The sequence below is a fragment of the Rheinheimera sp. B2H12 genome (genome assembly GCF_059620065.1).
Map to the genome: position 1 here is coordinate 3,991,995 of NZ_CM184363.1, position 22,125 is coordinate 4,014,119.

Annotated in this window: 17 protein-coding genes and 2 tRNA genes; 7 read left to right on the forward strand and 12 right to left on the reverse strand. The window is 48.9% G+C overall.

All coding sequences use genetic code 11. The features are described from left to right. Positions 1-151 precede the first annotated feature (151 nt). From AC53GJ_RS17150 to AC53GJ_RS17160, 3 genes are read left to right on the forward strand one after another with little or no spacing between them, the layout of a single operon-like run. On the forward strand, positions 152-1,675 hold the full coding sequence (locus AC53GJ_RS17150) for a cryptochrome/photolyase family protein (protein ID WP_496729555.1): 1,524 nt from the start codon (positions 152-154) through the stop codon (positions 1,673-1,675). Continuing rightward, complete coding sequence (locus tag AC53GJ_RS17155) at positions 1,675-3,117, forward strand: DASH family cryptochrome (protein WP_496729556.1); 1,443 nt, start codon at positions 1,675-1,677, stop codon at positions 3,115-3,117. The genes AC53GJ_RS17150 and AC53GJ_RS17155 overlap by 1 nt, the downstream gene beginning before the upstream one ends. Further along, complete coding sequence (locus tag AC53GJ_RS17160) at positions 3,095-4,657, forward strand: FAD-binding domain-containing protein (protein ID WP_496729557.1); 1,563 nt, start codon at positions 3,095-3,097, stop codon at positions 4,655-4,657. The genes AC53GJ_RS17155 and AC53GJ_RS17160 overlap by 23 nt, the downstream gene beginning before the upstream one ends. Positions 4,658-4,884: 227 nt before the next feature. Here AC53GJ_RS17160 and AC53GJ_RS17165 read toward each other — a convergent pair whose 3' ends face one another. From AC53GJ_RS17165 to AC53GJ_RS17185, 5 genes are all read right to left on the reverse strand, one after another. Then, positions 4,885-5,826, reverse strand: coding sequence for a M28 family peptidase (locus tag AC53GJ_RS17165; RefSeq protein ID WP_496729558.1), 942 nt, complete (start codon positions 5,824-5,826; stop codon positions 4,885-4,887). Then, positions 5,801-7,012 carry a tetratricopeptide repeat protein gene (locus AC53GJ_RS17170; RefSeq protein ID WP_496729559.1) on the reverse strand — a complete coding sequence of 404 codons (1,212 nt, stop codon included), beginning with the start codon at positions 7,010-7,012 and terminating at the stop codon, positions 5,801-5,803. The genes AC53GJ_RS17165 and AC53GJ_RS17170 overlap by 26 nt, the downstream gene beginning before the upstream one ends. Before the next feature lie 208 nt (positions 7,013-7,220). Next, positions 7,221-7,305 (reverse strand) — tRNA-Leu (locus AC53GJ_RS17175). Between the two features lie 47 nt (positions 7,306-7,352). Next, positions 7,353-7,437: transfer RNA gene (locus AC53GJ_RS17180), tRNA-Leu, on the reverse strand. A gap of 207 nt (positions 7,438-7,644) precedes the next feature. After that, complete coding sequence (locus tag AC53GJ_RS17185; RefSeq protein WP_496729560.1) at positions 7,645-8,592, reverse strand: LysR family transcriptional regulator; 948 nt, start codon at positions 8,590-8,592, stop codon at positions 7,645-7,647. Between the two features lie 190 nt (positions 8,593-8,782). Here AC53GJ_RS17185 and AC53GJ_RS17190 point away from each other — a divergent pair, with 190 nt between their 5' ends. Continuing rightward, positions 8,783-9,532, forward strand: coding sequence for a 3-oxoacyl-ACP reductase family protein (locus tag AC53GJ_RS17190; protein ID WP_496729561.1), 750 nt, complete (start codon positions 8,783-8,785; stop codon positions 9,530-9,532). Between the two features lie 97 nt (positions 9,533-9,629). Here the strand turns inward: AC53GJ_RS17190 and AC53GJ_RS17195 are convergent, their stop codons facing one another. The 5 genes from AC53GJ_RS17195 to AC53GJ_RS17215 all read right to left on the reverse strand — a co-directional run bounded on the left by AC53GJ_RS17195 (position 9,630) and on the right by AC53GJ_RS17215 (position 17,497). Further along, positions 9,630-10,583 carry an isopenicillin N synthase family dioxygenase gene (locus tag AC53GJ_RS17195; RefSeq protein ID WP_496729562.1) on the reverse strand — a complete coding sequence of 318 codons (954 nt, stop codon included), beginning with the start codon at positions 10,581-10,583 and terminating at the stop codon, positions 9,630-9,632. A gap of 27 nt (positions 10,584-10,610) precedes the next feature. After that, positions 10,611-11,825 (reverse strand): NupC/NupG family nucleoside CNT transporter, encoded by a 1,215-nt coding sequence (locus AC53GJ_RS17200; RefSeq protein ID WP_496729563.1) that lies wholly within the window; start codon positions 11,823-11,825, stop codon positions 10,611-10,613. Positions 11,826-12,229: 404 nt separating this feature from the next. Further along, a complete protein-coding gene (locus AC53GJ_RS17205) occupies positions 12,230-13,288 on the reverse strand; it encodes a M20/M25/M40 family metallo-hydrolase (protein ID WP_496729564.1) in 1,059 nt (352 codons plus the stop codon). Between the two features lie 174 nt (positions 13,289-13,462). Next, entirely contained in the window at positions 13,463-14,095 is a 633-nt protein-coding gene (gene udk, locus AC53GJ_RS17210) for a uridine kinase (RefSeq protein ID WP_496729565.1), read from the reverse strand. Between the two features lie 216 nt (positions 14,096-14,311). Then, positions 14,312-17,497, reverse strand: a complete 3,186-nt coding sequence (locus tag AC53GJ_RS17215; RefSeq protein ID WP_496729566.1) for a TonB-dependent receptor — start codon at positions 17,495-17,497, stop codon at positions 14,312-14,314. A gap of 422 nt (positions 17,498-17,919) precedes the next feature. Between AC53GJ_RS17215 and AC53GJ_RS17220 the strand changes: the two genes are divergently transcribed. The 3 genes from AC53GJ_RS17220 (at position 17,920) to AC53GJ_RS17230 (ending at position 20,462) form a co-directional block, all read left to right on the forward strand. Then, positions 17,920-19,029, forward strand: a complete 1,110-nt coding sequence (locus AC53GJ_RS17220) for an endonuclease/exonuclease/phosphatase family protein (RefSeq protein ID WP_496729567.1) — start codon at positions 17,920-17,922, stop codon at positions 19,027-19,029. 48 nt (positions 19,030-19,077) lie between these two features. Next, positions 19,078-19,317, forward strand: coding sequence for a hypothetical protein (locus AC53GJ_RS17225; RefSeq protein WP_496729568.1), 240 nt, complete (start codon positions 19,078-19,080; stop codon positions 19,315-19,317). Between the two features lie 275 nt (positions 19,318-19,592). Next, the gene (locus AC53GJ_RS17230) at positions 19,593-20,462 is read left to right on the forward strand and encodes a hypothetical protein (RefSeq protein WP_496729569.1); all 870 of its coding nucleotides are present in this window, start codon (positions 19,593-19,595) and stop codon (positions 20,460-20,462) included. A 305-nt stretch (positions 20,463-20,767) separates the two neighbouring features. Here AC53GJ_RS17230 and AC53GJ_RS17235 read toward each other — a convergent pair whose 3' ends face one another. Continuing rightward, positions 20,768-20,896 (reverse strand): group II intron maturase-specific domain-containing protein, encoded by a 129-nt coding sequence (locus tag AC53GJ_RS17235; RefSeq protein ID WP_496729570.1) that lies wholly within the window; start codon positions 20,894-20,896, stop codon positions 20,768-20,770. Between the two features lie 109 nt (positions 20,897-21,005). Beyond that, on the reverse strand, positions 21,006-21,893 hold the full coding sequence (gene ltrA, locus AC53GJ_RS17240) for a group II intron reverse transcriptase/maturase (protein WP_496729571.1): 888 nt from the start codon (positions 21,891-21,893) through the stop codon (positions 21,006-21,008). Between the last annotated feature and the right edge of the window lie 232 nt (positions 21,894-22,125).

The window sequence follows — 22,125 nt, forward strand, 5'->3', positions numbered from 1 at the left end:
AGCGTTATTGTGATACTATAACAAAAAAAACACCTGCACCAGCGACACTGCGACCAGATGGCCTGGCGCGTAGTTCAGCACCGGACAAGCTGATCTTTTTACCCTGGCAGCGCGTATCCCCCAGACTTTCTTTGTTAAGGTCCTGCGCTGTATGGCAAAACTTATTCTGATCCTGGGGGATCAACTCAGTCCGGCGCTGGCCAGTTTGCGCCAATGGCAAGCCGGTGATCTGGTGCTGTTGGCCGAAGTGCAGGCTGAAGCCAGTTATGTCGGACACCATAAGCATAAAATTATTTTAATTTTTAGTGCGATGCGACATTTTGCCCAAAGCCTGCGCTCGCAAGGTGTACCAGTGCAGTATCTGGATTATCAGCAAAAGCTGGCTTCATTGTTTGAAGCCATAGCACTGACCTTACAACAACAGCCTGAACTTGACGAGGTGCTGCTGACCCAGCCGGGTGAATACCGACTGAGCGCTGAGATTGCCGGCTGGTCTGAGCGGCTACAGAAAAAAGTGACGGTGCTGGAAGATGATCGTTTTATCGCCAGCACCGTGATGTTCCAAAGCTGGGCCAAAGGCCGCAGCCAATACCGGATGGAATATTTTTACCGCGAAATGCGCCGCTATACCGGCCTGCTGATGCAAGGCCATGAACCTGTGGGTGGCAAGTGGAATTATGATGCCGACAACCGTAAAGCTTGCCCGCCGGATCTGGTGTTTCCCGAACCAAACGCCATCACACCAGATGCCATCACCAGCGAAGTGATGGCCTTGGTTGAAACGCAATTTGCTAGCAATATCGGCCATGCCGCCGACTTTAAGCTGGCTGTCACAGGCCGGGAAGCCCGCGCGGTTTTTCTGGATTTTGTCGAACGGCAGCTGCCGTTATTTGGCCAGTATCAGGATGCCATGGTGCTGGAGCAACCGTTTTTATTTCACAGCATCTGTTCGATGTATCTGAATATTGGTTTGCTGGATGCGCGGTGGATGTGTCAAAAAGTAGCTGCCGCCTACCAGGAAGCTAAGGTACCGCTCAATGCCGCTGAAGGATTTATCCGCCAAATCATTGGCTGGCGCGAGTATGTACGTGGCTTGTATTGGTTGCTGATGCCCGAGTATAAAGAGCGTAATCAACTGGCTGCCAACCGGCCACTGCCGTCTTTTTACTGGCACGGCAACACCAAGATGCGTTGTATGCAGCAGGCCATTGGTCATACCATTCGTCATGCCTATTCGCATCATATTCACCGCCTGATGATTACCGGCAATTTTGCCTTATTGGCAGGATTGTCAGTGCGGCAAGTCACTGACTGGTATCTGGCAGTCTATGCGGATGCCTTTGAGTGGGTCGAATTACCCAACACCCTTGGCATGGCATTATTCGCCGATGGCGGTGTACTGGCTTCTAAACCTTATGCTGCCAGTGGCAATTATATCCAGCGGATGAGCAACTATTGCCAGCATTGTCATTATCAGGTGAAAACAGTCACCGGCGAGCTGGCCTGCCCATTTAATGCCTTGTATTGGGATTTTCTTGACCGCAATCAGCCGCAACTCAGTACCAATGCCAGGTTACAATTGGCGTATCAGCAGTGGCGGCGCAAAACCGACACCGAGCAACAAGCGATCCGGGCCAAAGCAGCAGACTTACTGATCCATCTGGAGCAACTGTAATGAGTACCCTGGTGCTGCTGAATGATGTGCTGCGCCTGACCGATAATCCGTTACTGTGTCACGAACACTGGCTGACAGACCGGATTGCGCCAGGCTTAAAAATAGCGCTGCTGGTGCTGGACCCGACCCAATGGACAGGCCAGCAATTTCAGCAAGCACGTGCCAGCGCAAGCCGGCTGCAACAACAGCTGCAGTTGGTTGAGTTTTTCCGCGCCCAATTGCAGTCCCATGGCATCGCACTGCATTGTGTTTGGCAACCGCTGCCACAGGCCATCAAAGCGCTGGCGCAGCATTATCAAGCCCGGCAGCTTGTTGTAGCGCAGCCGCTTGGCAGCGAAGAGCAGCAATGGTTGCAGCAAATCCAGCAAGACAGCAGCCTGTCGCTGCAAATTCAGCAGTTGGACGCCAACAGTTTATTGACCAGCGATTTAGCCCCTGAGCTGGCGAGTCTGCCACTCACCTTCAGTCAGTTCAGACGCGCGCGGGAACCTGAGCTTAAAGTCAGTCCGGCTTCGGCTGTGCAGATCAGCGGCCACTGGTGTTGCACTGTCCCGGCTGAACTTGCTGCTGACTGGCAACAATTACTGCGCACAACCGGCGTACCGTCGCAGCATTGCGCCAATTTACCGACCGAACCACAGCAACAACAACGTTTTAACGACTATTTGTACCAGCAGCAGGCGATTTTGCACTACAAACAAAGCCGCAATGGCTTTTGCGGCGACTGGTACGCCAGTTTTGTTTCTACTGCATTGGCGCGCGGCACCTTGTCTGCCCGCTGGCTGTGGCAACAAATTTTGCAATTTGAACAGCGTCATGGTCAGTCGGAATCGAGTTATTGGTTGCGTTTTGAGCTACTCTGGCGCGAATTTTTCCGCTGGCAACTGCGGAAAATTGGCCGGCAACAATTTAGTTTCCAGGGCCAAAGCCAACAGCCACTCCCAGCCCCGGCCGGTGATTTATCCGCACAACAACAGCGGTTCCAGCGCTGGTGCAATGGCCAAACCGGCGTTCCCATTATTGATGCAAACATGCGGTATTTACAGCAACAGGGTCTGATGTCCAACCGCGGTCGCCAGTTGGTGGCCAGTTATCTGGTATTTGATTTAGCGCTGGATTGGCGTTGGGGCGCGGCTTTTTTTGAGCAGCAACTGCTTGATTATGATGTCGCCAGTAACTGGGGCAACTGGGCTTATATTGCTGGTGCCGGCCCTCAGCCTGGTCGCTGGTTTAACAGTATCAAACAAGCACTCAGCTATGATCCGGACGCAGCTTTTGTCCATCAGATGTTGCCATTTTTATCAGGTCAGGGCCCGCAGTTACACCGCCCCTATCCGATTGCGGGTTGGCCTGCGCCGCAGCACCCATTATGGCAGCCGTTGTTACCATTCCTCTGCCCGCCTGCCATTGAGCACCCTGATGCTGACACTGGTCTGGTTTAAACGCGATCTGCGCATCAGTGACCATGCGCCGCTGTATCAGGCCAGTCAACGCGGTGCTGTGCTGCCGCTGTATATTATTGAACCTGATTATTGGCAACAACCCGATACCTCACTCAGGCAGTGGCAATTTGTCGCAGAAGCATTACCGCTGTTGGATCAACAATTACGCCAATTAGGCCAGCCGCTGCTGGTCAAACGTGGCGCTGCCAGCCAGGTGATCCGTGAGTTATGCCGGCAATGGCCAATCAGCGCTGTGTACAGTCATGAAGAAACCGGTAATTTATGGAGTTATCAGCGTGATTTAGCCGTCGGCAGGCTGTTACGCGAACTGGCCATTCCATGGCAACAATTCCGCCAATTTGCGGTATTCCGGCCATTAGCTGACCGGGATCTGTGGTTCAGTCAAGCCGATAACTGGCTGAAAACTCCTTTGGTGCCAACCCCACAGCAATTACCATCATTATGGCCAGCGACAGCTTCATGCCAGCAGCTATCAGCTCAGTTACCGCTGGCTGATTTGTTGCAATTATGGCGACCGCAACGCCGGCAAGATTTACCACTCTGCGTGCAGCCCCAGCGGGCGGCGGATTTACCCGCAGTGCTTGGCAGCTTTTTTCAGCAGCGCTGCCACAATTACCAGCGCCATATTTCACTGCCAGCCAAAGCCAGCCAGAGCTGTTCAAGGCTCAGCCCTTACCTGAGTTACGGCATGCTGAGTTTGCGTGCCTTACAACAACAATGTTATCTGGCAATCAAACAAAGCTCTCAGACCGGTAAACAACGGGCGCTGGCCGCATTTTTCAGCCGGTTGCGCTGGCATTGTCACTTTATGCAGAAATTAGAAGATGCGCCGCAGTTTGAAGTCAGTAATATGCATCCGGGTTTTGATGGCATGCGGGAAACCGATTTTTGCCCGCTGAAATTCCGCGCTTTTTGTCAGGGCCAAACCGGCTATCCACTGATTGATGCCGCGATGCGTTGCCTGCTGGCCACCGGCTGGCTGCATTTTCGCGGCCGCGCTATGCTGGTGGCTTTTGCCGCCTATCATCTATGGTTGCACTGGCGGCCAACCGCTTTGCATCTGGCACAATGTTTTGTTGACTATGAACCGGGTATCCATTACCCGCAAATCCAGATGCAATCCGGCACCACCTCAATCAACCCCTACCGGATGTACAATCCGCTTAAACAAAGTCAGCAAAAAGACCCGGATGGCGATTTTATCCGCAGCTGGTGTCCTGAACTTGCCAGACTGCCAGATAGTTGGTTACACAGCCCCTGGCTGTTACCAGCGAACTTGCAACAGCACTATGGCGTGTTGCTGGAGCGCGACTACCCGGCGCCGATAGTGCAACTTGAAGCTGCCATGCGTCAGGCCAGGCAGCGACTGACCGACTGGAAACAGCAACAACAGAGTGCAGAATGGCGTCAGCAACAACAACAGATTGTCAGTCGCCATGCCAGCCGGAAAAGACCAGCCGCAAGGCGTCAGCAGACTGACGAAATAGCAAAACAGCTGACGATGTTCAGCGATGACTAGCGCAGCGAGTAGTTCTGCGAACAGGGCAAAAAAGCGAGCTGCAGCGCTGACGGAAAAACTCGCTTTCGGCGCTCCCCTCAGGGCCGGAGTTTGCCGATAGCCTCAGTGTATAGCTGACAAAAGTTTAACAATGAAAAAGTTTAACGATGAGCAAAATTGAGCAATAACCAGACTATCCTTCACTGCACGAGCGGTCCCCCTTGCTGACCACCACTGCTCAGCGTCTCTTATTGAGTACGGCGGGCTTGAACAAACAACTCTGGCGGTAGTTGATCGAGCCAGAGTTGCAGACGCCTGATCAGTTGCAGCGCATCCTGATAAAAACCGGCATCAATCCGCTGCCAGTCATCGTCGGGGGTATGGTACTGGGCATGAGTGCCGACCCCGATATAGAGATATGGAATGCCAGCCCGACGAAAGACGGCATGATCACTGGCTCGGCTCCAATCCACATCAGTGTTATTTTTTGCCGCCGCACTGCTGCGGCGCCCTTCAGGTGCAAATACCAGTTTCACTGCATTTTGCGCAAGCGGCAGCACATCTTTTACGGCCGGAAAATCACGTTTACCAGCCAGATAAAGCCGGTTGGCTGCTTCTCCCCGGCCAACCATATCTAAATTCAGATTAAAGAGTATCGCCGCCAATGGCACCGGTGGCTGCGCTAAAAAAGCTCTGGCGCCCTGCAGATGGCTTTCTTCGGCATCTGTCGCTACAAATAAATAAGAATATGCCGGACATTGCTGCTGCGTCAGTGCTGCCAGATATAATAAAGCTGTCACCCCGGAAGCATTATCGTCTGCACCATTAAATATTTTACTCCCCCGCACCGGCAAATGATCATAATGGGCTGTGACCACCAGGTATTGTGCCGGATACACACAACCACGCCGGTATCCAACCAGATTGACCCCTTGCCGCTTGCGGCCAAACAAAAAAGCCTGCTGGTAATCCTGACCTATTGGCTGCAAACCCAGTTGCTGATAACGCTGTGTCAGATATTGCCGGGCTAGTGCGCTCCCTGCCGAGCCTGGACTTCGTCCGGCCATTTCATCGGCAGAGAGTTGTTGTAAATCTTGCCATGCCAATGCAAATAAGTCCGTCGTACTGGCATGGGTGCCAGGGAGCAGCAACAACCAACAGTAACTAATCAGACTGCATCGCAATGGCATTTAACAATCCAATTTTAAAGTTATACCTATTCTGCTCAAGCCGGTCATGTGCATACTTGCGGGCAGATTTCATCGACTCCCGCGCCTTTTCTGTATTTCCCTGGGCATAATAAACCTGCGCTAAACCAAAGTGAGCCTCACTAATGCCAGCTTGTAGTTTTAACGCCTGGCGAAAAGACAGTGCGGCTTGCGGGTAAGCACCTTGCTCTAACGCCTCATTGCCGAGCATCACAAAATAATACGGATTGCTGCTACGACGGGCTTCAATTTTTTGTAGTAAACGATAGGCTTGTGCTTGGCGGCCAGTCCGCTCATATAAAGTTGCCAGATTTGACAAGGTATTATTATTGTCTGGTTCAATTTGCAAACTTAAGTGATAGATTTGCTCAGCAGCCACCAGCATCTCTTTTTTACGATATAACACCGCCAGATTATTCCAAATTTCGGCCTGCTGTTCCGACTCCGCCAATGCCGCCTGTAAATATTTATAAGCCAAATCAAAGTCATTAGCCAAGATCGCATCGGCAGCTTTATTATTGTAAAACATCGCAATGACGTTCGATTTACTGATAATTTTTGATCTTGGCTGCATCCCGATATTGGCTCTGTCAAAGTCAATCAGAAAGGTTTCAAGCTGAATTTTCATGCCATTACTCAGCTGTTGCAGGATCCGTGGCGAAATCCGTAAATTTACATGACCGTTTAACACACTTTTACCATCCCGGCTGACCCAGAATTCCGGCACATCCACGTCCTGAAACTCAGCGCGAAACCCTGTAGCTTCTGCCAGTGCAGCCGCAAGAATAGTCAGGCTAAGACAATTCGCAACCCTTAACCTGAGTGTTTCCGAGGCGGTCAAAGTCGCATCATTCATATATTCCAGCAATTTGCGTTTGTCGTCATTGAAGATAAATTTGAGTAACGCCAGCTGTTGTTGTTCGGCATGCTCTTCCACCAGCACTTTTTTGCGCACTTCACTGATCACTTCAGGTGACAAATAAAAAATTTCAGCACTGGATTCGATCTCAGTATCGACAGGTTTAAATGCCTCGGGATAATAAATTTTAATGGTTGGATTGGCAGCAACCACGGACTGAGGGGCCATATTGGTTTGGCAGGCCGTGAGTAAAAAAATAGCGAAACAAGAAATGAGCCGGTCAAACCTATGGCTGAGTAGTTTTTGCATGACACTGCCCTGCTGAATAAAAACTCATCAAAGCATAGATGACAAAATAAATTCCGTCGAAATTATAACAAAAAGCTTACAACCGTCACCCAACCAAAAGGGCAACTTAAACGGACAGTGTGGACAGAGGAAAGAGGAAAGAGGAAAGAGAGGTCGGCCATGATTGCAATTCACAAAAACAAAAAATCCAGCATAAAGCTGGATTATTTGGTGCCTAGGGGGGGACTCGAACCCCCACGCCGCGAAGCGCTAACACCTGAAGCTAGTGTGTCTACCAATTCCACCACCGAGGCATGTGTTTTGCGTGTTTTACAACACGACTTTTAGTTGTCTGCGACTTTGGTGCCTAGGGGGGGACTCGAACCCCCACGCCGCGAAGCGCTAACACCTGAAGCTAGTGTGTCTACCAATTCCACCACCGAGGCATATGCCGCCGACGCCGTGCATATTATGCGCCGCCAACATTTCCGTCAACCCGCTATTGCAAAAAATCCGGCATTTTTAAACTGATCGTTTAAATGTTCAGCAAATAAAAAGACATCAATCTAAAATTTGGAAAATTTTACCCAGCTGAAGGCAGCATATGCTCCAAAGTGACTGATAAATATCGATCAAGCTTCAGGCAGATATAGTCAACCTTTTACTTCAAACCCTTCGGCTTTATCGAGCTGAAACAAACTACCTTCAGTTGTCGCTAACCGAACCAGCTCATCAATAATGACGCGCATTTTTGGCTGAATATAGGGGGTTTTCAGCCAGATCAGATGAATGGGCGTATGCTCTGCCAACTGATCATTAAATACCGACACCAGATCCCCTGTTTTTAACTGCTCAGCAACTAACCAAAGTGGGATCTGCACTAAACCAAGCCCGGCCAGTGCCGCGGCCAACATCGCTTCACAATCGGCAATTTCGTGCCGAACCGGAATATCAAATGATTCTGTGATACCGTCAGCGTTTTTCAACCGCCACTGCCGTTGTTGCCGCAAAGGCCAACCAACAATACACTGATGCTGTGACAGCTCAGCCTGATGTTTTGGCATGCCGTGTCGCTCGAAATAGCCGGGAGCTGCACAAATCACTCTTTTTTGTTCACCTAAACGGCGGGCAACCAGCTCCCCACTATCGTCCAGTTGCCCCACCCTAATCGCAAGATCGATGCCCTCTGCACTTAAATCGGCAGGCCTGTCATTAAAAGTGATCACTAACTCCAGTTGTGGATGTAGCTGCGCCAATTTAAGCAATGCAGGCAAAATAAATTTGCGGCCAAAAGCCACAGGTAATTCAATACGCACACGGCCTGCAGGAAGCTGTTGCTCACTGCTCAGTCTGCTTTGAGCTTGCTCCAGTATAGCCAGGGCCCTTTGACAATCTTGCAGGTATGCATCACCACTGTTAGTTAAACTCACCTTTCTGGTGGTTCTGTGCAATAGTCTGGTACCAAGCCGGTTTTCTAACCTGACTATACTTTTGCTTAATGCAGACCCCGTCATGCCTAATGCTTGCGCCGCTAAAGTAAAGCTGCCCAGCTCTGCCACCAGCACAAAATGCCGGACCTCAACAAATTGTTGATTGATCACACTGATTAGTTCCCGCTAAGACCGACTATAGTGAACCATAAAGACTTAATCAGTAAATGTAAATCCGTTATGCTGGTTTCACTCAGGCAGTATGTCTGCAACAACAGCCGGATAATGTAGTTGTGTTCTTGGGCTAACCGCTAAACAGCGATAACAGCCAACCGGTTCTTCTACCAGAGGTAAATGAATAATGACATCAACCAAAGAACTGCAAGATAAAGTGGCTTTTGTCCAGGGTGGTAGCCGTGGTATAGGTGCGGCAATTGTGAAACGTCTGGCCCGCGACGGCGCTGCTGTAGCCTTTACTTATGTTTCTTCTGCCACACAAGCCGAAGTGCTGGTGCAGGACATTGTCAAAGCCGGTGGTAAAGCGATAGCCATCAAAGCTGACAGTACAAACCCTGAGGCTATCCGCCATGCTGTGCGCGAGACGGTGCAACAATTTGGGCGTCTGGATATAGTGGTGAATAATGCCGGCGCTTTGATTTGGCAAAATATTGAACATCTGACGCTGGAACATTGGGAGCGCACTATCAACACCAATGTGCGAAGTGCTTTTATTGCCAGTCAGGAAGCGGCAATTCATATGCAAAATGGTGGACGAATTATCCATATTGGCAGTACCAACGCCGAAAGAGTGCCTTTTGCCGGTGGCAGTATATACAGCATGAGCAAAGCGGCTTTAGTGGGTTTAACCAAAGGTTTGGCCCGAGATCTCGGCCCAAGAGCTATTACGGTGAATAACATTCAACCGGGCCCCGTTGATACGGATATGAATCCGGCCGACATTGATGCGGCAGCACCGGTCAAAGCCATAGGCGCTTTAGGTCGTTACGGCAAACCGGAGGAAATTGCCGCTTTTGTGGCTTTTATTGCCGGTCCACAAGCAGGTTATATTACAGGTGCCAGCCTGATGATTGATGGTGGTTTTTCTATATAACAACGACCATCTGTTGTCATTGGATTAAAAAAGACGCCGGGCATATGCCCGGCGTCTTTATCATTCGCAGTACAACAGTTTTAACCGTCACTTCCGCTTAATATTTGGCTTTTTTAATTAAACCAATTTCTTCCAGTCGCTGCATCAGGTAATCGTTAGAGTTAATAGGCTCCGGATAACGATTCGGATTGTCTACACTGATACAAGAATCTAAAGTTTCAATGACATAATCCGGGTTTGGATGCATAAAAAACGGAATGGAATAACGCGGTTGACCAGCAGCGGCACCAGCTGGATTCACCACCCGGTGGGTGGTGGATGGCAACACATGGTTGGTCAGGCGCTGTAACATATCACCAATATTCACCACAATAGTGCCTTCAATGGTCGTCACTGGTAACCAGCTGCCATCACGGCGTAAAATTTCCAACCCTGATTCATGCGAGCCCACCAACAGGGTGATCAGGTTAATATCTTCATGCTGACCGGCACGGATAGACTGGGTTGACGTATCCGCGATTGGCGGATAATGAATAGGCCGCAAAATTGAGTTGCCGTAATTCACTTTATCCGCAAAATACTGTTGGTCTTGTTTTAAGAACAAAGCCAAAGCTTCCAGTACCTGACAACCCAAGGCTTCCAGCGCTGAATACAGCGCATAAGTCGCCTGTTTAAATTCCGGCACTTCTGTCGGCCAGACGTTTGGATACAGGCTTGGGTGTGGTGCCGGGCCGTTTAATTCACGGCCAACATGCCAGAACTCTTTTAAGTCCGGATGTTTACTGTCTTTGGCTTTTTCAACACCAAATCCGGTATAACCACGCGCACCACCCTGACCTGGTTGGTGGTACTGCGCTTTGACTTCAGTCGGCAAAGCGAAAAATTGCTTAATCGCTTGGTAGGTATTGGCGACCACTTCATCCGGAATACCGTGGCCACTAATGCCACAGAAGCCAAATTCAGTGTAAGCCTTGCCAATTTCGGCAACAAAGTTTTCTTTGTCGGTGGCAAACCGTCTGATATCTAAGGTTGGGACTTGTTGTTGAGTCATAGAACAGACCTGTTTTTCTTAAGTTAATTAGCCTAAAGAGAAGAAAAAGCCTGCAATAGCTGCTGACATTAAATTCGCTAATGTCGCAGCAAACAGTGCTTTTAAACCCAGCTGTGCAATATCAGGCCGACGACTTGGCGCCATGCTGCCAAGACCACCCAACAGGATGGCAATCGACGAGAAATTAGCAAAGCCACATAACGCAATGGTTACGATAATTTGCGTGTGCTCAGAGAGCTTGCCTTCCTGGACATACTTGATGAAATCCAGGTAAGCCACGAATTCATTAATTACTAACTTTTGACCGATAAAACTACCGGCTAAGCGGGCTTCTTCCCAGCTCACGCCCAGAATAAAGGCCAGTGGCTGGAACACATAACCGAAAATCAGTTGCAGCGTTAAACCTTCCACGCCCACCAGAGTGCCAGCCCAGCCGACGATGCCATTAATTAAAGCAATCAAACCAACAAATGCCAGTAACATAGCGCCTACATTCAGCGCCAGCATTAAACCACTGGCAGCGCCAGAAGCAGCGGCATCAATCACGTTGGTACTGCGCTCTTCCACACCAATTTCTGTCAGGGTATTTTTCGGTTGCTCCGTTTCCGGCACTAAAATTTTTGCCATCAGCAAGCCGCCCGGCGCCGCCATAAAACTGGCTGCAATCAGGTATTTTAGTTCCACGCCCATACCGGCATAACCTGCCAGTACTGAACCTGCCACCGATGCCAGACCACCGACCATGACCGCAAAAAGTTCAGAACGGGTCATGGTTGGGATAAATGGCCGCACCACTAATGGCGCTTCAGTCTGACCGACAAAAATATTGGCCGCCGCGCTCATCGATTCAGGCCGGCTGGTGCCGAGTAATTTCTGCAAGCCACCACCGATAATGCCGATGACAAACTTCATCACACCAATGTGATAGAGCACCGCAATCAGCGATGAGAAGAAAATAATCACTGTCAGCACATGAATGGCAAACACAAAACCATATTTCATCGCGCCGGCGTCACCAAACAGGAAGCGGATCCCTTCCTGCGCATAAGAAATCACGTTTCCTACCGCTGCAGATACGCTGATCAACACATCTTTACCAAAAGGTACATACAGGACAAAAGCCCCGATCGCCAGCTGGATAATAAAAGCGCCACCGACGGTGCGCCATTTAATCTGACTTCTGTGTGTTGAAGCCAGATAAGCAACTAATAAGATGGCAAAGATGCCAACTAAACTCATCATATTGATATTCCTTGGATCTAGATCCGCAAAGCTGCAGAATTATTGTTCTAGTGATGCCGGATTCCTAGGATAGCACCAAAAGATCAAGTAGTTACAGTTTCGAAGCGGGAGCCGGTGGCAACTCAGTACCAGGGCGGACATGTGCTTGTATGGGGTTGTCTGAACTTGACGTTTTGCGCGGCGATTATATACAGAAAATATTTGCTTGAACAGCGACTAAATTAGCTTTTCAAACACTCGTTTCATATCCAATTTAACTAATTTAAAATCAATAATTTAGAGTAAGATTTACCATGCAAAGCCACTAGAAAGCCTGGGGTATGCTGAACATAATGCCGACAAAGGTTCAGGCCCAGGGGTTGAAAAGGCACTGGCACAGAGTGCGACAGTGCCCACTGAGCAGGCTATAATCGTTTTAATAAATCACTATCCAGCAATGGCAAAAATACCCGCACGCTTTCTACTGCTTGATAATAAAAATCGACATCGACTTTATCGGCGGTATCCCGCTCGGTGTGATAATCCGGGTGATCTGGCACACCAAAATAGATAAAAGGCACGCCTTGTTGATGAAAGATGCCATGATCTGAACTCAGGGTATAATCATCCACCCGACCTGCTTTGTACCAGGGTCTGTCATGGGCTGCCAATAACTTCACTGCACTTTGCGCTTGCTGTTGTTTTAACAACGACAATAACCAGGGATGATGGTAACTACCGACCGCCAGTAACACCTGGCCAGTGTCGCGGCTGAGCATATCCAGATTGACATTAAAGGCCAACTGCTCTGGTCTTAACAACTGATGTTTAAACAAGGCTACAGCGCCCTGCAAACCTTTTTCTTCACTATCAAGCGCAATAAATAACAGCGGATGTTGCAGTGGTTGTTGCTTAAAATAGCGCGCCAGCTCTAACAAAGCCGCTACGCCTGAGGCATTGTCATCGGCGCCAGCAAAAATTTTGCCATCATGTATGCCGAGGTGATCATAATGCGCGGTCACGACCACAGGTTTTAATGATGGGTCAAGCCCAGGTAAAAAACCCAGCACATTGGCTGCATTATTCGCGGCAGGAACTAACGGGTCTTTACCGCGCAGTAACCGCAGCCACTGATAATGCGCTGCAACGTTATAAGGCTGCAAATAACCATCGGTACCGGCGGGCTCCAGACCTATGCGCTGAAATTGTTGTACCAGCCATTGCCGTGCCGCCAATCCGCCTGGGGAGCCCGGCGCTCTGCCCTGCCGTGCCGGATCAGCCAGCCAGCGTAAATCAGCCATCAGCCGATTGCGATCCAGCACCTGAGCAGGCGCTGCCGTCAGACTCGTCGGCGTGATCGCCGCCATCCGTTTTTGTTCAGCTTGCGTCAGCTCAGCGAGCCAGTGCGGTAACCAAAACTGATAAGCCAAGCCAGCACAAACCGCTAACAGCAGTAGCCCTAATAAAATTTTCTTCAGCCGCATGTGGGCTCCTTCTCTCGTTAGAATTTTTCAGCTGCCAAGGTAGCACAGCCCAACCGCTGGATCATCCTGTGGTAAAGGGACTGTTTAAAAATGCGGTCAAAGCTGCGGCTTAAAACAACTGAGGCAGCTCACGCCGCCCCATCTGGATACTGAAAACAGTGAGCTGGCTAGCTGTTAACTGGCCAGCAGCGCGCGGATTTTCGATTTGACGATATCAATAGCGATTTCGTTTTTGCCACCACGGGTGACGACTAAATCGGCAAATTGTTTGGAAGGGGAAATAAATTCGAAAAAGGCAGGCCGCACATAATTTTCATACTGTTCGGTAATAGAACTTAACGTACGACCCCTATCTTCCATATCGCGTTTGATCCGGCGCAACAGGCAAACATCCAGCGGCGTATCCATAAATACGGTGATATTAAACTGTTCGCGTAATCTGGCATCCGTCAGCAATAAAATACCTTCCACCAGAATGACCTTGGCAGGTTGTACTTTAATAGTTTCGGTTTTTCGGGTGTGGGTTTTATAGCAATATTGCGGCATTGCCACCGCCTGACCATCACGTAACTGCTGCAGATGCGCCGCCAGCAATTCATGCTCAAAGGCCGCCGGATGGTCGTAATTGGTCAGCACCCGCTGATCCATCGATAAGTGATCCTGATTCCGATAATAGGCATCCTCTGCCAGCACTGAAATACGTTCGCCACCGAACTCAGCCACAAGTTCCTGATACACGGTGGAAGCAAACAGGCTTTTGCCAGACGCAGAAGCGCCAGCGATTGCAATAATGGTAGGTTTAGCCACGGTTCTATTCTTATGGAAATGAAAGACAGCTAATTATCGCCAATTTCGGCGCAATTAGAAATAACTAACCAGCAAAACAGCCATAACAGCCCGCCTTGCTGCGCAATAGTGGGCTGCGACTGCCTGGTAAGCTCAATACAAAGGCAATCACAATTCACTTTCATAAAAAAACGCCAGTGCAAGCACTGGCGTTTTTTCAGTTCAAGCAACAGATTATTAGAATCTGTAGCTTACACCCACTTTGATACGGTAGGCTGATTCAGGCGCAAAGAACTCAGTGTAAGGAACATTCGGAGTTCTGGACGGCGTGTAACCACGGTAAACATATTGTTTAGTGGCTGGATCATAAGATGCATCCATCAGGTTGATACTACCAAAACGGGTACCATAGACCTGACCCCAGTCATCATTCAGCAGATTCAGCAGGTTATTGACGGTGACGTAGAACACACCGCTATGACCTTCAGCAAAACCTGGCAGTGTTTGACGGATACTTAAATCCATGCTGCTGACCCAAGGTGAAGTCGCTGCGCCTTTCGGTACAAAACCACCGGCATATTTATCCAGACCCAGAGCGGCAACACGTTCGAAGAACAAACGTTGGTCTTCTGCTGAAGCAAAACGCACTGACGGATCATTCGCCGTTGGGATATACGGCAGGAACGCTGAGTTGGTGGTTCTTGGGCTTAAGAAATCACCTGGGTTTCTTAATGCACCATTCACACCACCACTGCCGGTACGGTCATCGATATCGACGTTGTTCATGATGTAGTTAACCGGACGACCTGAACGACGTTCAAAGAACACGTTAAAGTTGGTTGGGTAACCACTGAAGAACTCAGCTTCATAACCTAAATTCAGTACAAAACGGTGTTCCGTTTCAAAGGTAGAGCGACCTAAGATAGCCTCATTACGGTTAATCGCAATGTTGTTACCGTAGTTACTGCTAGCAGTTGAACTGGTACTGACGTGAACGTCCTGAATATCCTGGTTGGTATAAGACATAGTCGCCTGTACACCTGAATCCCAGTTTTTCGATAAAGACGTACTGAAAATCTTCGACGTCCCTTCCAGATCGGTGTTCGTTAACATAATGTCACGACGGGCCGAAGTTGAAGTATAGATATTCTGCGCGCCATTCAAAATAGTGCCGCTCAGACGGCCTGGCAGATCCAGCGACACATCAGTCCAGAATGAGTCATCTTGTTTGCGCTGATACAGATATTCAGTGGTCCAGGCAAAGTCATCGCCCAGTCCTGGGATACTGAACACATAATCTGCTGCTAACTGCGCACGCCAGTCAGATGGCAAACGGAAGTTTGGATCAACAAAGTTGATATCCGATGACAACGTGCTTTTCACAACTTGGTCAACCAATGACTGTGGTACTTTGGTCAGATCAACATTGGTAAAAACTGGTGAAGCACTCAGAGTACCGGTGTCAGAAACACCTACTGAGGTATTAGAGTAGCTGTTTGATACCCACACCGTAGGTTGACCACCAGAGAAGCGGCCAATACCACCACGTAAGGTCAGATCCATAGTCGCATCGTATTTAAAACCAAGACGTGGCAGGAAGATACCGGCACCGTCTAAGTTTTCAGTATTGCTGTAACCATAACGTTTGGTAAAGGCGACGTTTTCCAGTGGTTCGTCAGAAGAAGCCAGCATTTCATAACGAGCACCATAAGTCAGGGTAAACTCGTCAGAAACAGCCCATTCATCCTGCGCATACACAGCGTGTTCATCACGGACAAAAGCGGCAGCTGCATCATTTGGATTCAGGCTATTGGCGTTTTTGTAGTTGATTTTAGCGCGACGTGCTTCGAAATCAGCCAGACTGGCGAATTCGTAAGAACCTTTGGTGTTTTGCAGGAACAGGTTAAATAGGTCTGAACGCTTTAACTGATAACCAAAACTCAGATGGTGTTCATCCATCAGGTAGTCACCGTCAAAAGCAAAGATCCAGATTTTCTTTTTCAGGTCATTGGCATGACGTGAAGTGTCAGAACCAATGGCAATATTTGCTTCGTTGTCACGGGTCGCACCTGGCGCCGTTTTGATCAGCACATCACCCATGGCTGAATTTAACGAAGCCTGGACAGTATCAACTTGCATATAAGTTGCACTGAACTGAGTCGACAGTTCAGAAGTCCAGTCAGAATACAGTTTATAAGCGAAGTTACTTAATGTTTCTTCTTTGTTATACCAGTGTGATGATAACCGGAACAGGTTACGGCCAGTGGTGGTATTTTCAGTTTTATTACCTTTATTGTATTGGTAAGTTAAAGCTGAACGGTGGATATCTGTCATGTTCCAGTCAAGTTTTAACAACAGTTTTTCGTCGTCTTCAACTGGCATTAAATCCCAGGTACCTGCATCCTGACCGTATACGGTAGAAGCGATACGTCTGACTTCATCATAAGCTTGTTGGGTAGCAAGTACTGAGTTTGAAGAAGAAGAACCACCTGGACCCCAGATTGGCTTACTTTCGTTTTCGTACTTTTCCACAGCAGTGAAGAAGAATAATTTATCTTCCACCACAGCACCACCTAAAGTAGCACCGAAAGTCTTAGTATCGTAATCCAGTGCAACATCCTGATTGGTCAGGGTGTTGTGTGGCGTACCAGCCATGCCGTCGTTCATCACTTCATAGAAGAAAGAACCAAAAGTCTCATTAGCACCAGATTTAGTAACAGCATCAATTAATGCGCCCTGGAAACCACTGGCTTTGGCATTAAATGGTGAAGTTTCGATTGAAATCTGTTCTATCGCATCCATAGAGATTGGTGGACGCTGAGTTGGGTAACCGTTGGAGTTCAGACCGAAATCGTCGTTTTGAGCAATACCATCAACATTGATACTGTTAAAACGTGGGTTAGTACCAGCCACAGATAATTCGCTGTTGGCGCCCGGAGAAACAATGGCCAGCGGGTTGTTACGAACTAAATCTTTGATATCGCGGTTTAAACTTGGTGATTTTTCGATATCACCAGCACCGAAATAACTGGCGCTGCCGCTAGAAGAAGAAGCAATAGCGGTGCCTGTTACAGCAATACGCTCAACCTGCTCAGCTGTTTTTAACTGACGGTTTAACTGAAAAGTGTCGCCTAATTGCAGGAAGATATCATTTACAGTTTCATCAGCATAAGTATCTGAGTCTACGATGATTTTGTAAGGGCCACCCACGCGCAGACCGGAAGCTGCGAAGCTACCGCTGTCGTTAGTTGTTACAGTACGGCTGGTTCCTGACGGGACGTGCAGGATCACAACTTTAGTGCCCGCTGCCGCAGCACCCTCAGGTGTAGAAATACGGCCGCGCACTGCTGATGAAGTCTCAGCCATGGCATAACTTGAACTCAGCGCTACGGCAACAGCCATCGCAATATGTCTCATTTTCATATCTGTTTTCATCCAGTAGTTGTCGATCTTATTGAACTCTGATTAAAGCCAAATCGTCTTTTAACGTTGGGAGACAAGCTTAACGCAGTAATATTGCGTTTTTCTTACACTCATCGCTGACCAGAAATTTAATGCCAAAGTTGCGGAACTTTTTTGCACGCTTGTGGTCAACACGCTTGTTGTCAAACGAGTGTAACATATCAGACCAGAAATATGCAGACTCAGTCCGATGTTTGCTTAAAATTTCGCTGATATATGTTGCAAAATTCAGCAATCCAGCCATCTAAATGCAATAAATATGGGTTATCCTGCTATTTCGCGTTAATCTTGCGCTTATATTGTGTGGTCTTTATCTGAGTATCCTGATGAAAAAATTTCCTGTCATACTGTCAGCTGTATTTGCCTGCAGCGGAGCTTTCTGTTTGAGCGCAACTGAACTCACTATCGCTACTTTTAACGTCAGTATGGAAGCTGAAAACTACGTTGAAAAAGGACAACCACTTGGGCCTCAAGTACTGACCCAACAATTGCAATCAGGCAACAACGCCCAAATCAGCAATATCGCCGCTATTATCCAGCAAGTGCAGCCGGATATTATTTTGCTGAATGAATTTGATTACATTGCCGATCCAGCGCAAGGGGTGCAGCTTTTTCTGCGTAATTATCTGGCGAAATCACAACATGGTGGCAAAGCTATTGATTATCCTTACTTTTATTACACTGAAGTCAACACAGGCCAAGCCAGTGGTTTTGATTTAAACAATGACGGCAAAATGAATCTGCTGCCGGAAGATGGTTGGGGTTTTGGCAATTATCCAGGTCAGTACGGCATGGTGTTGCTGTCGAAATATCCGCTCGATACCAACAAAGCCCGTACTTTTCAAAAGTTTAAATGGCGCGATATGCCAAACCACAAAGTGACGGTTAAAGCGGATGGTAGCCCCTGGTTTAGCAAAGACGCTTGGGCACAAATGCCGCTATCCAGCAAATCGCATTGGGATTTGCCCGTCAACATCCATGGCAAAACCCTGCATGTACTGGCCAGTCACCCTACTCCACCTGTGTTTGATGGCGCCGAAAACCGCAATGGTCATCGCAACCATGATGAAGTCAGGTTTTGGGTCGATTACCTGTCAGGTCAATCCTATATGGTGGACGATCAAGGTCAGCGCGGCGGCTATCAGGGCAATGCACCTTTTGTAGTGCTGGGCGATCTGAATTCATCCCCGGTGGAAGGCGATGCCTTTCGCGAGGCAATTCAGGCCCTGGTGAACCACCAGCGTATTCAGTCTGAACCTGTGCCTGTCAGCACGGGCGGTAAAAACCACAGCCCGGATAAAGCACAGGCAGCCAGCCACACCGCCGGTTGGCGGATGCGGGCCGACTATGTGTTGCCCTCCCGTCATGGCGTGCAAGTGCTCAGCTCCGGCGTATTCTGGCCAGCGGCCGGTGAGCCACTGCACGAAGCCGTGAACAGCAGAGGCGCTAGTTCGGATCACCGTTTGGTGTGGGTAAAACTGAAGCTTGATTAATGTTGTGCCGTGACAACGGGTGGTGTTGTTCCGTGACAACGGAGTGTGTTGCTTGCAGCAGGCGGTGTTGCTCCGTGGCAACGGTTGGTGTTTTTTGCTTGCAGCATGCTGATTTTTAAAAACATTTCGCCGTTGGCGAGTTTCTTTCTTTTGCTTCGCCAAAAGAAAGAAACCAAAGAAAAGGCGACCCCGGATCGCTCGAAAGCCCGCAATAAAATCAATAGTTTGAGGCAACGCCGCAACTCGCGGGCTGCTAACGTCAGCCCGCTCAAACACTCGGCGTTTTAAAACCTCAAACCACTGATTTTAAAGCGGCTCGCGAAACGGGGCCAAAAACCTTGGGGTGTTAAGGTAACTTTGTGCCAGAAACGGATATGCGACATTCCCGAATGCAAAACCTTCTTTCTCGTTCCCTGAATCACAACTAATGTTTATATCTTGTTGAAGTCAGACAAAAAAGCAGATAGCTTACAAGACCAATTTTCATGAAAAACGGCAGCAACTTGGGAGTTCTAAGCCGTTGAAAAAATACTGTTGGGCGTCAAATTAAGGATCAATGCTAAATGATAGACGAACATTACAAGTGGATGCGGATGGCTGTTGATCTTGCTGCTCAGTCAATTTCGGAGCCAGGCCGTGGCGATCCTCCTCCAGCTGTAGGGGCTGTGATTGTTAAGGATGGCACCGAGGTAGCATCCGCATTTCGAGGTCAGTGCGCTGCCGGAAATCATGCGGAAAAGTGTGCAATTGAATCTGCTGGGGAAGAAGATCTTCGTGGCGCTGTGGTTTATACGACTCTTGAGCCATGTAGCCGGAGAAATGCGCCAAAGATTGCGTGCGCTCAGCGATTGATCGATAAGGGTGTCGGTACGGTCTACATTGGCCTCTACGATCCCAATCCCAAGATATATAGAGAGGGCTGGAAGATGCTGCGAGATGCTGGTATCTCGTTGCGCGATTTTCCTGCGGACCTTCGCAATGAGCTACGAGAAATTAACGCCGCATTTCTCAACCAGTATCGATCAAATGGAAACGCCAGCGGATCAGCAACCTTCGACTATGTGCACTCCCCCATTTTTACTATTGGCGAACCGCCCGTTGTCATTGATACGAAGTGGTCGCACGCGGCATCGGGAGTGATACACGCGTATTCGGAGCGCGGCCAAATAGCTTTGGCACGGTACGCGGAGTCGCTAGGTGAGATTGATGACCCCTCCGCGATGGATTTTAATCTAGACAAGCATTCTGTCACTGCAAACGAGGGCAACATCATCATTTTTCGTGGCCCCCGAGAGAACATATTTGCCGTTGTGAAAGTAGAGCAGGTTCTTTCTTTAGACTGCGGGGACGATCGAAACGAAGTTACTTTTAGCTACGAAATTCGAACTATAAACATCAAGGGCCCCTTAGACAGATTTTTGGAGCAAGAATGATGATGTCAGGGGTGTTGCCGCCCAATCGGGTAACCTGAGGTTTCTAGCCTCCAGTCCCCACAACCCCCTGCATACGGATCCACGCAGGGCGTTTCACTCAGAGTAGTGAAGCTTGATCCATCGCGCAGAGTGACTAAACCAGCCTTCGTCAAAAATTCATTTGATAATGCCTGATTGATCCCAGGGGTTTTAGAGCTGCGCGACGGGCCTTTGCTTGTAATTCCACAGGCAACTGCGGCTTGAACGTGTACACCCAATCTCATTAAATTTCTTACCTTGGTGCGTGGCTTGCGCCGTTGCCGCCACTAGGCCATCCGTACTCTGCGTCGGATCCAATGATCCAGATCACAACACAGCTGATAGCTATTGGCGATGCCAAAATAGTTGATCCAGCCGCGTATGTACTGACTGGTTTTAAAGAGCTGGTAGCTCATGCTGACGCCCCAGTTTCGGTTGGTTAATTCCCGTATTTGCTGCTTAAATTTCGGCAGCGTTTTCGGGTGCCATTTGATATGTCCATTCTTGAATGTAAATCCCAAGAACTTACTTACTCTCACTAGTTTTCACAACCTGACTTTTCTGTGTATTTATCACAAGCTTTATGTAGTGGTTTTGCAGGTAGTGAGTGATGATTTGCAATACACGTTCTCCGGCACGCTGACTTTTCACCAGAATGATGAAATCGTCCGCATAGCGGGCTAACCTGTGGTTACGCCGCTCCAGTTTTTTGTCCAGAGGGTCAAGCATGATATTGGCCAGCAGTCGTGATAACGGACCACCCTGCAGCACACCTTCACGTGTCTCGTGGTAACGCTGGTTATCGATAAACCCAGCTCGAAGATATCGTGCGATCAGTTGCTTTAGTCGTTTGTCATGAACCTGTCGGTTCAATAGCGACATAAGCACATTATGATTGACACGATCAAAGAACTTAGACAAATCAACGTCCACGGCAATACGTCGTTTCTGTTTAATGATTTTCTGTACCTGCTTCACCGCTTGCTGCCCATTTCGTCCGGCTCGGAACCCATAGCTGTGTTCTGAGAAGGTTGGATCGAAAATAGGCGTGAGCACTTGGGCAATGGCTTGCTGGATAACGCGATCCGTCACCGTTAGGATACCAAGCGGTCGTTTGCCTTCATCGGGTTTCTCGATCTCAACGCGCCGAACGGGTTTGGGTTGGTAGTCGCCTGAACATAGCTCTGACTTTACCGCCTCCCAGCCACCGGACTTTGCCCATGCAGGAAACTCATCGACGGACATACCATCGACACCTGCGACTCCTTTATTGGCCCGAACTTGTTTCCATACCTGCTGTAAGTTGGCAGGTTGGAGCATTTGTTCGAACAGAGTGTTGCTAAAGGCTGGCTTCAGTTCGATACGCTGAGTCACGTCATTGCCGGTCGGCATTCGTGTATTCAAGCTTGACAAGGCTCCTCCTTTCTCTGAGAGTTTGGGCCTTCACCTTGTCCAACCCATAACGGCTGACGTTTGGCTACTACGCACTCTGCTGACTTCTGTTTACTCACGATCAGAGTTACCCCTGAACGCGCTATCAGTTTTCATCTGGTTTGCTCCCTCAGAACGATGACTTCTGAGGGCCGAGGCACTTGTACCAGAGCCTGACTGGTTGCTGGGGCCGATCGCACGGTAAACAGATCTC

Bases quoted from the DNA above. Each gene is read 5' to 3' on its own strand.
- AC53GJ_RS17150 (WP_496729555.1), top strand. From the start codon at position 152: ATGGCAAAACTTATTCTGATCCTGGGGGATCAACTCAGTCCGGCGCTG.
- AC53GJ_RS17155 (WP_496729556.1), top strand. From the start codon at position 1,675: ATGAGTACCCTGGTGCTGCTGAATGATGTGCTGCGCCTGACCGATAAT.
- AC53GJ_RS17160 (WP_496729557.1), top strand. From the start codon at position 3,095: ATGCTGACACTGGTCTGGTTTAAACGCGATCTGCGCATCAGTGACCAT.
- AC53GJ_RS17165 (WP_496729558.1), bottom strand. From the start codon at position 5,826: ATGCCATTGCGATGCAGTCTGATTAGTTACTGTTGGTTGTTGCTGCTC.
- AC53GJ_RS17170 (WP_496729559.1), bottom strand. From the start codon at position 7,012: ATGCAAAAACTACTCAGCCATAGGTTTGACCGGCTCATTTCTTGTTTC.
- AC53GJ_RS17190 (WP_496729561.1), top strand. From the start codon at position 8,783: ATGACATCAACCAAAGAACTGCAAGATAAAGTGGCTTTTGTCCAGGGT.
- AC53GJ_RS17195 (WP_496729562.1), bottom strand. From the start codon at position 10,583: ATGACTCAACAACAAGTCCCAACCTTAGATATCAGACGGTTTGCCACC.
- AC53GJ_RS17200 (WP_496729563.1), bottom strand. From the start codon at position 11,825: ATGATGAGTTTAGTTGGCATCTTTGCCATCTTATTAGTTGCTTATCTG.
- AC53GJ_RS17205 (WP_496729564.1), bottom strand. From the start codon at position 13,288: ATGCGGCTGAAGAAAATTTTATTAGGGCTACTGCTGTTAGCGGTTTGT.
- AC53GJ_RS17215 (WP_496729566.1), bottom strand. From the start codon at position 17,497: ATGAAAATGAGACATATTGCGATGGCTGTTGCCGTAGCGCTGAGTTCA.
- AC53GJ_RS17230 (WP_496729569.1), top strand. From the start codon at position 19,593: ATGATAGACGAACATTACAAGTGGATGCGGATGGCTGTTGATCTTGCT.
- AC53GJ_RS17235 (WP_496729570.1), bottom strand. From the start codon at position 20,896: ATGAGCTACCAGCTCTTTAAAACCAGTCAGTACATACGCGGCTGGATC.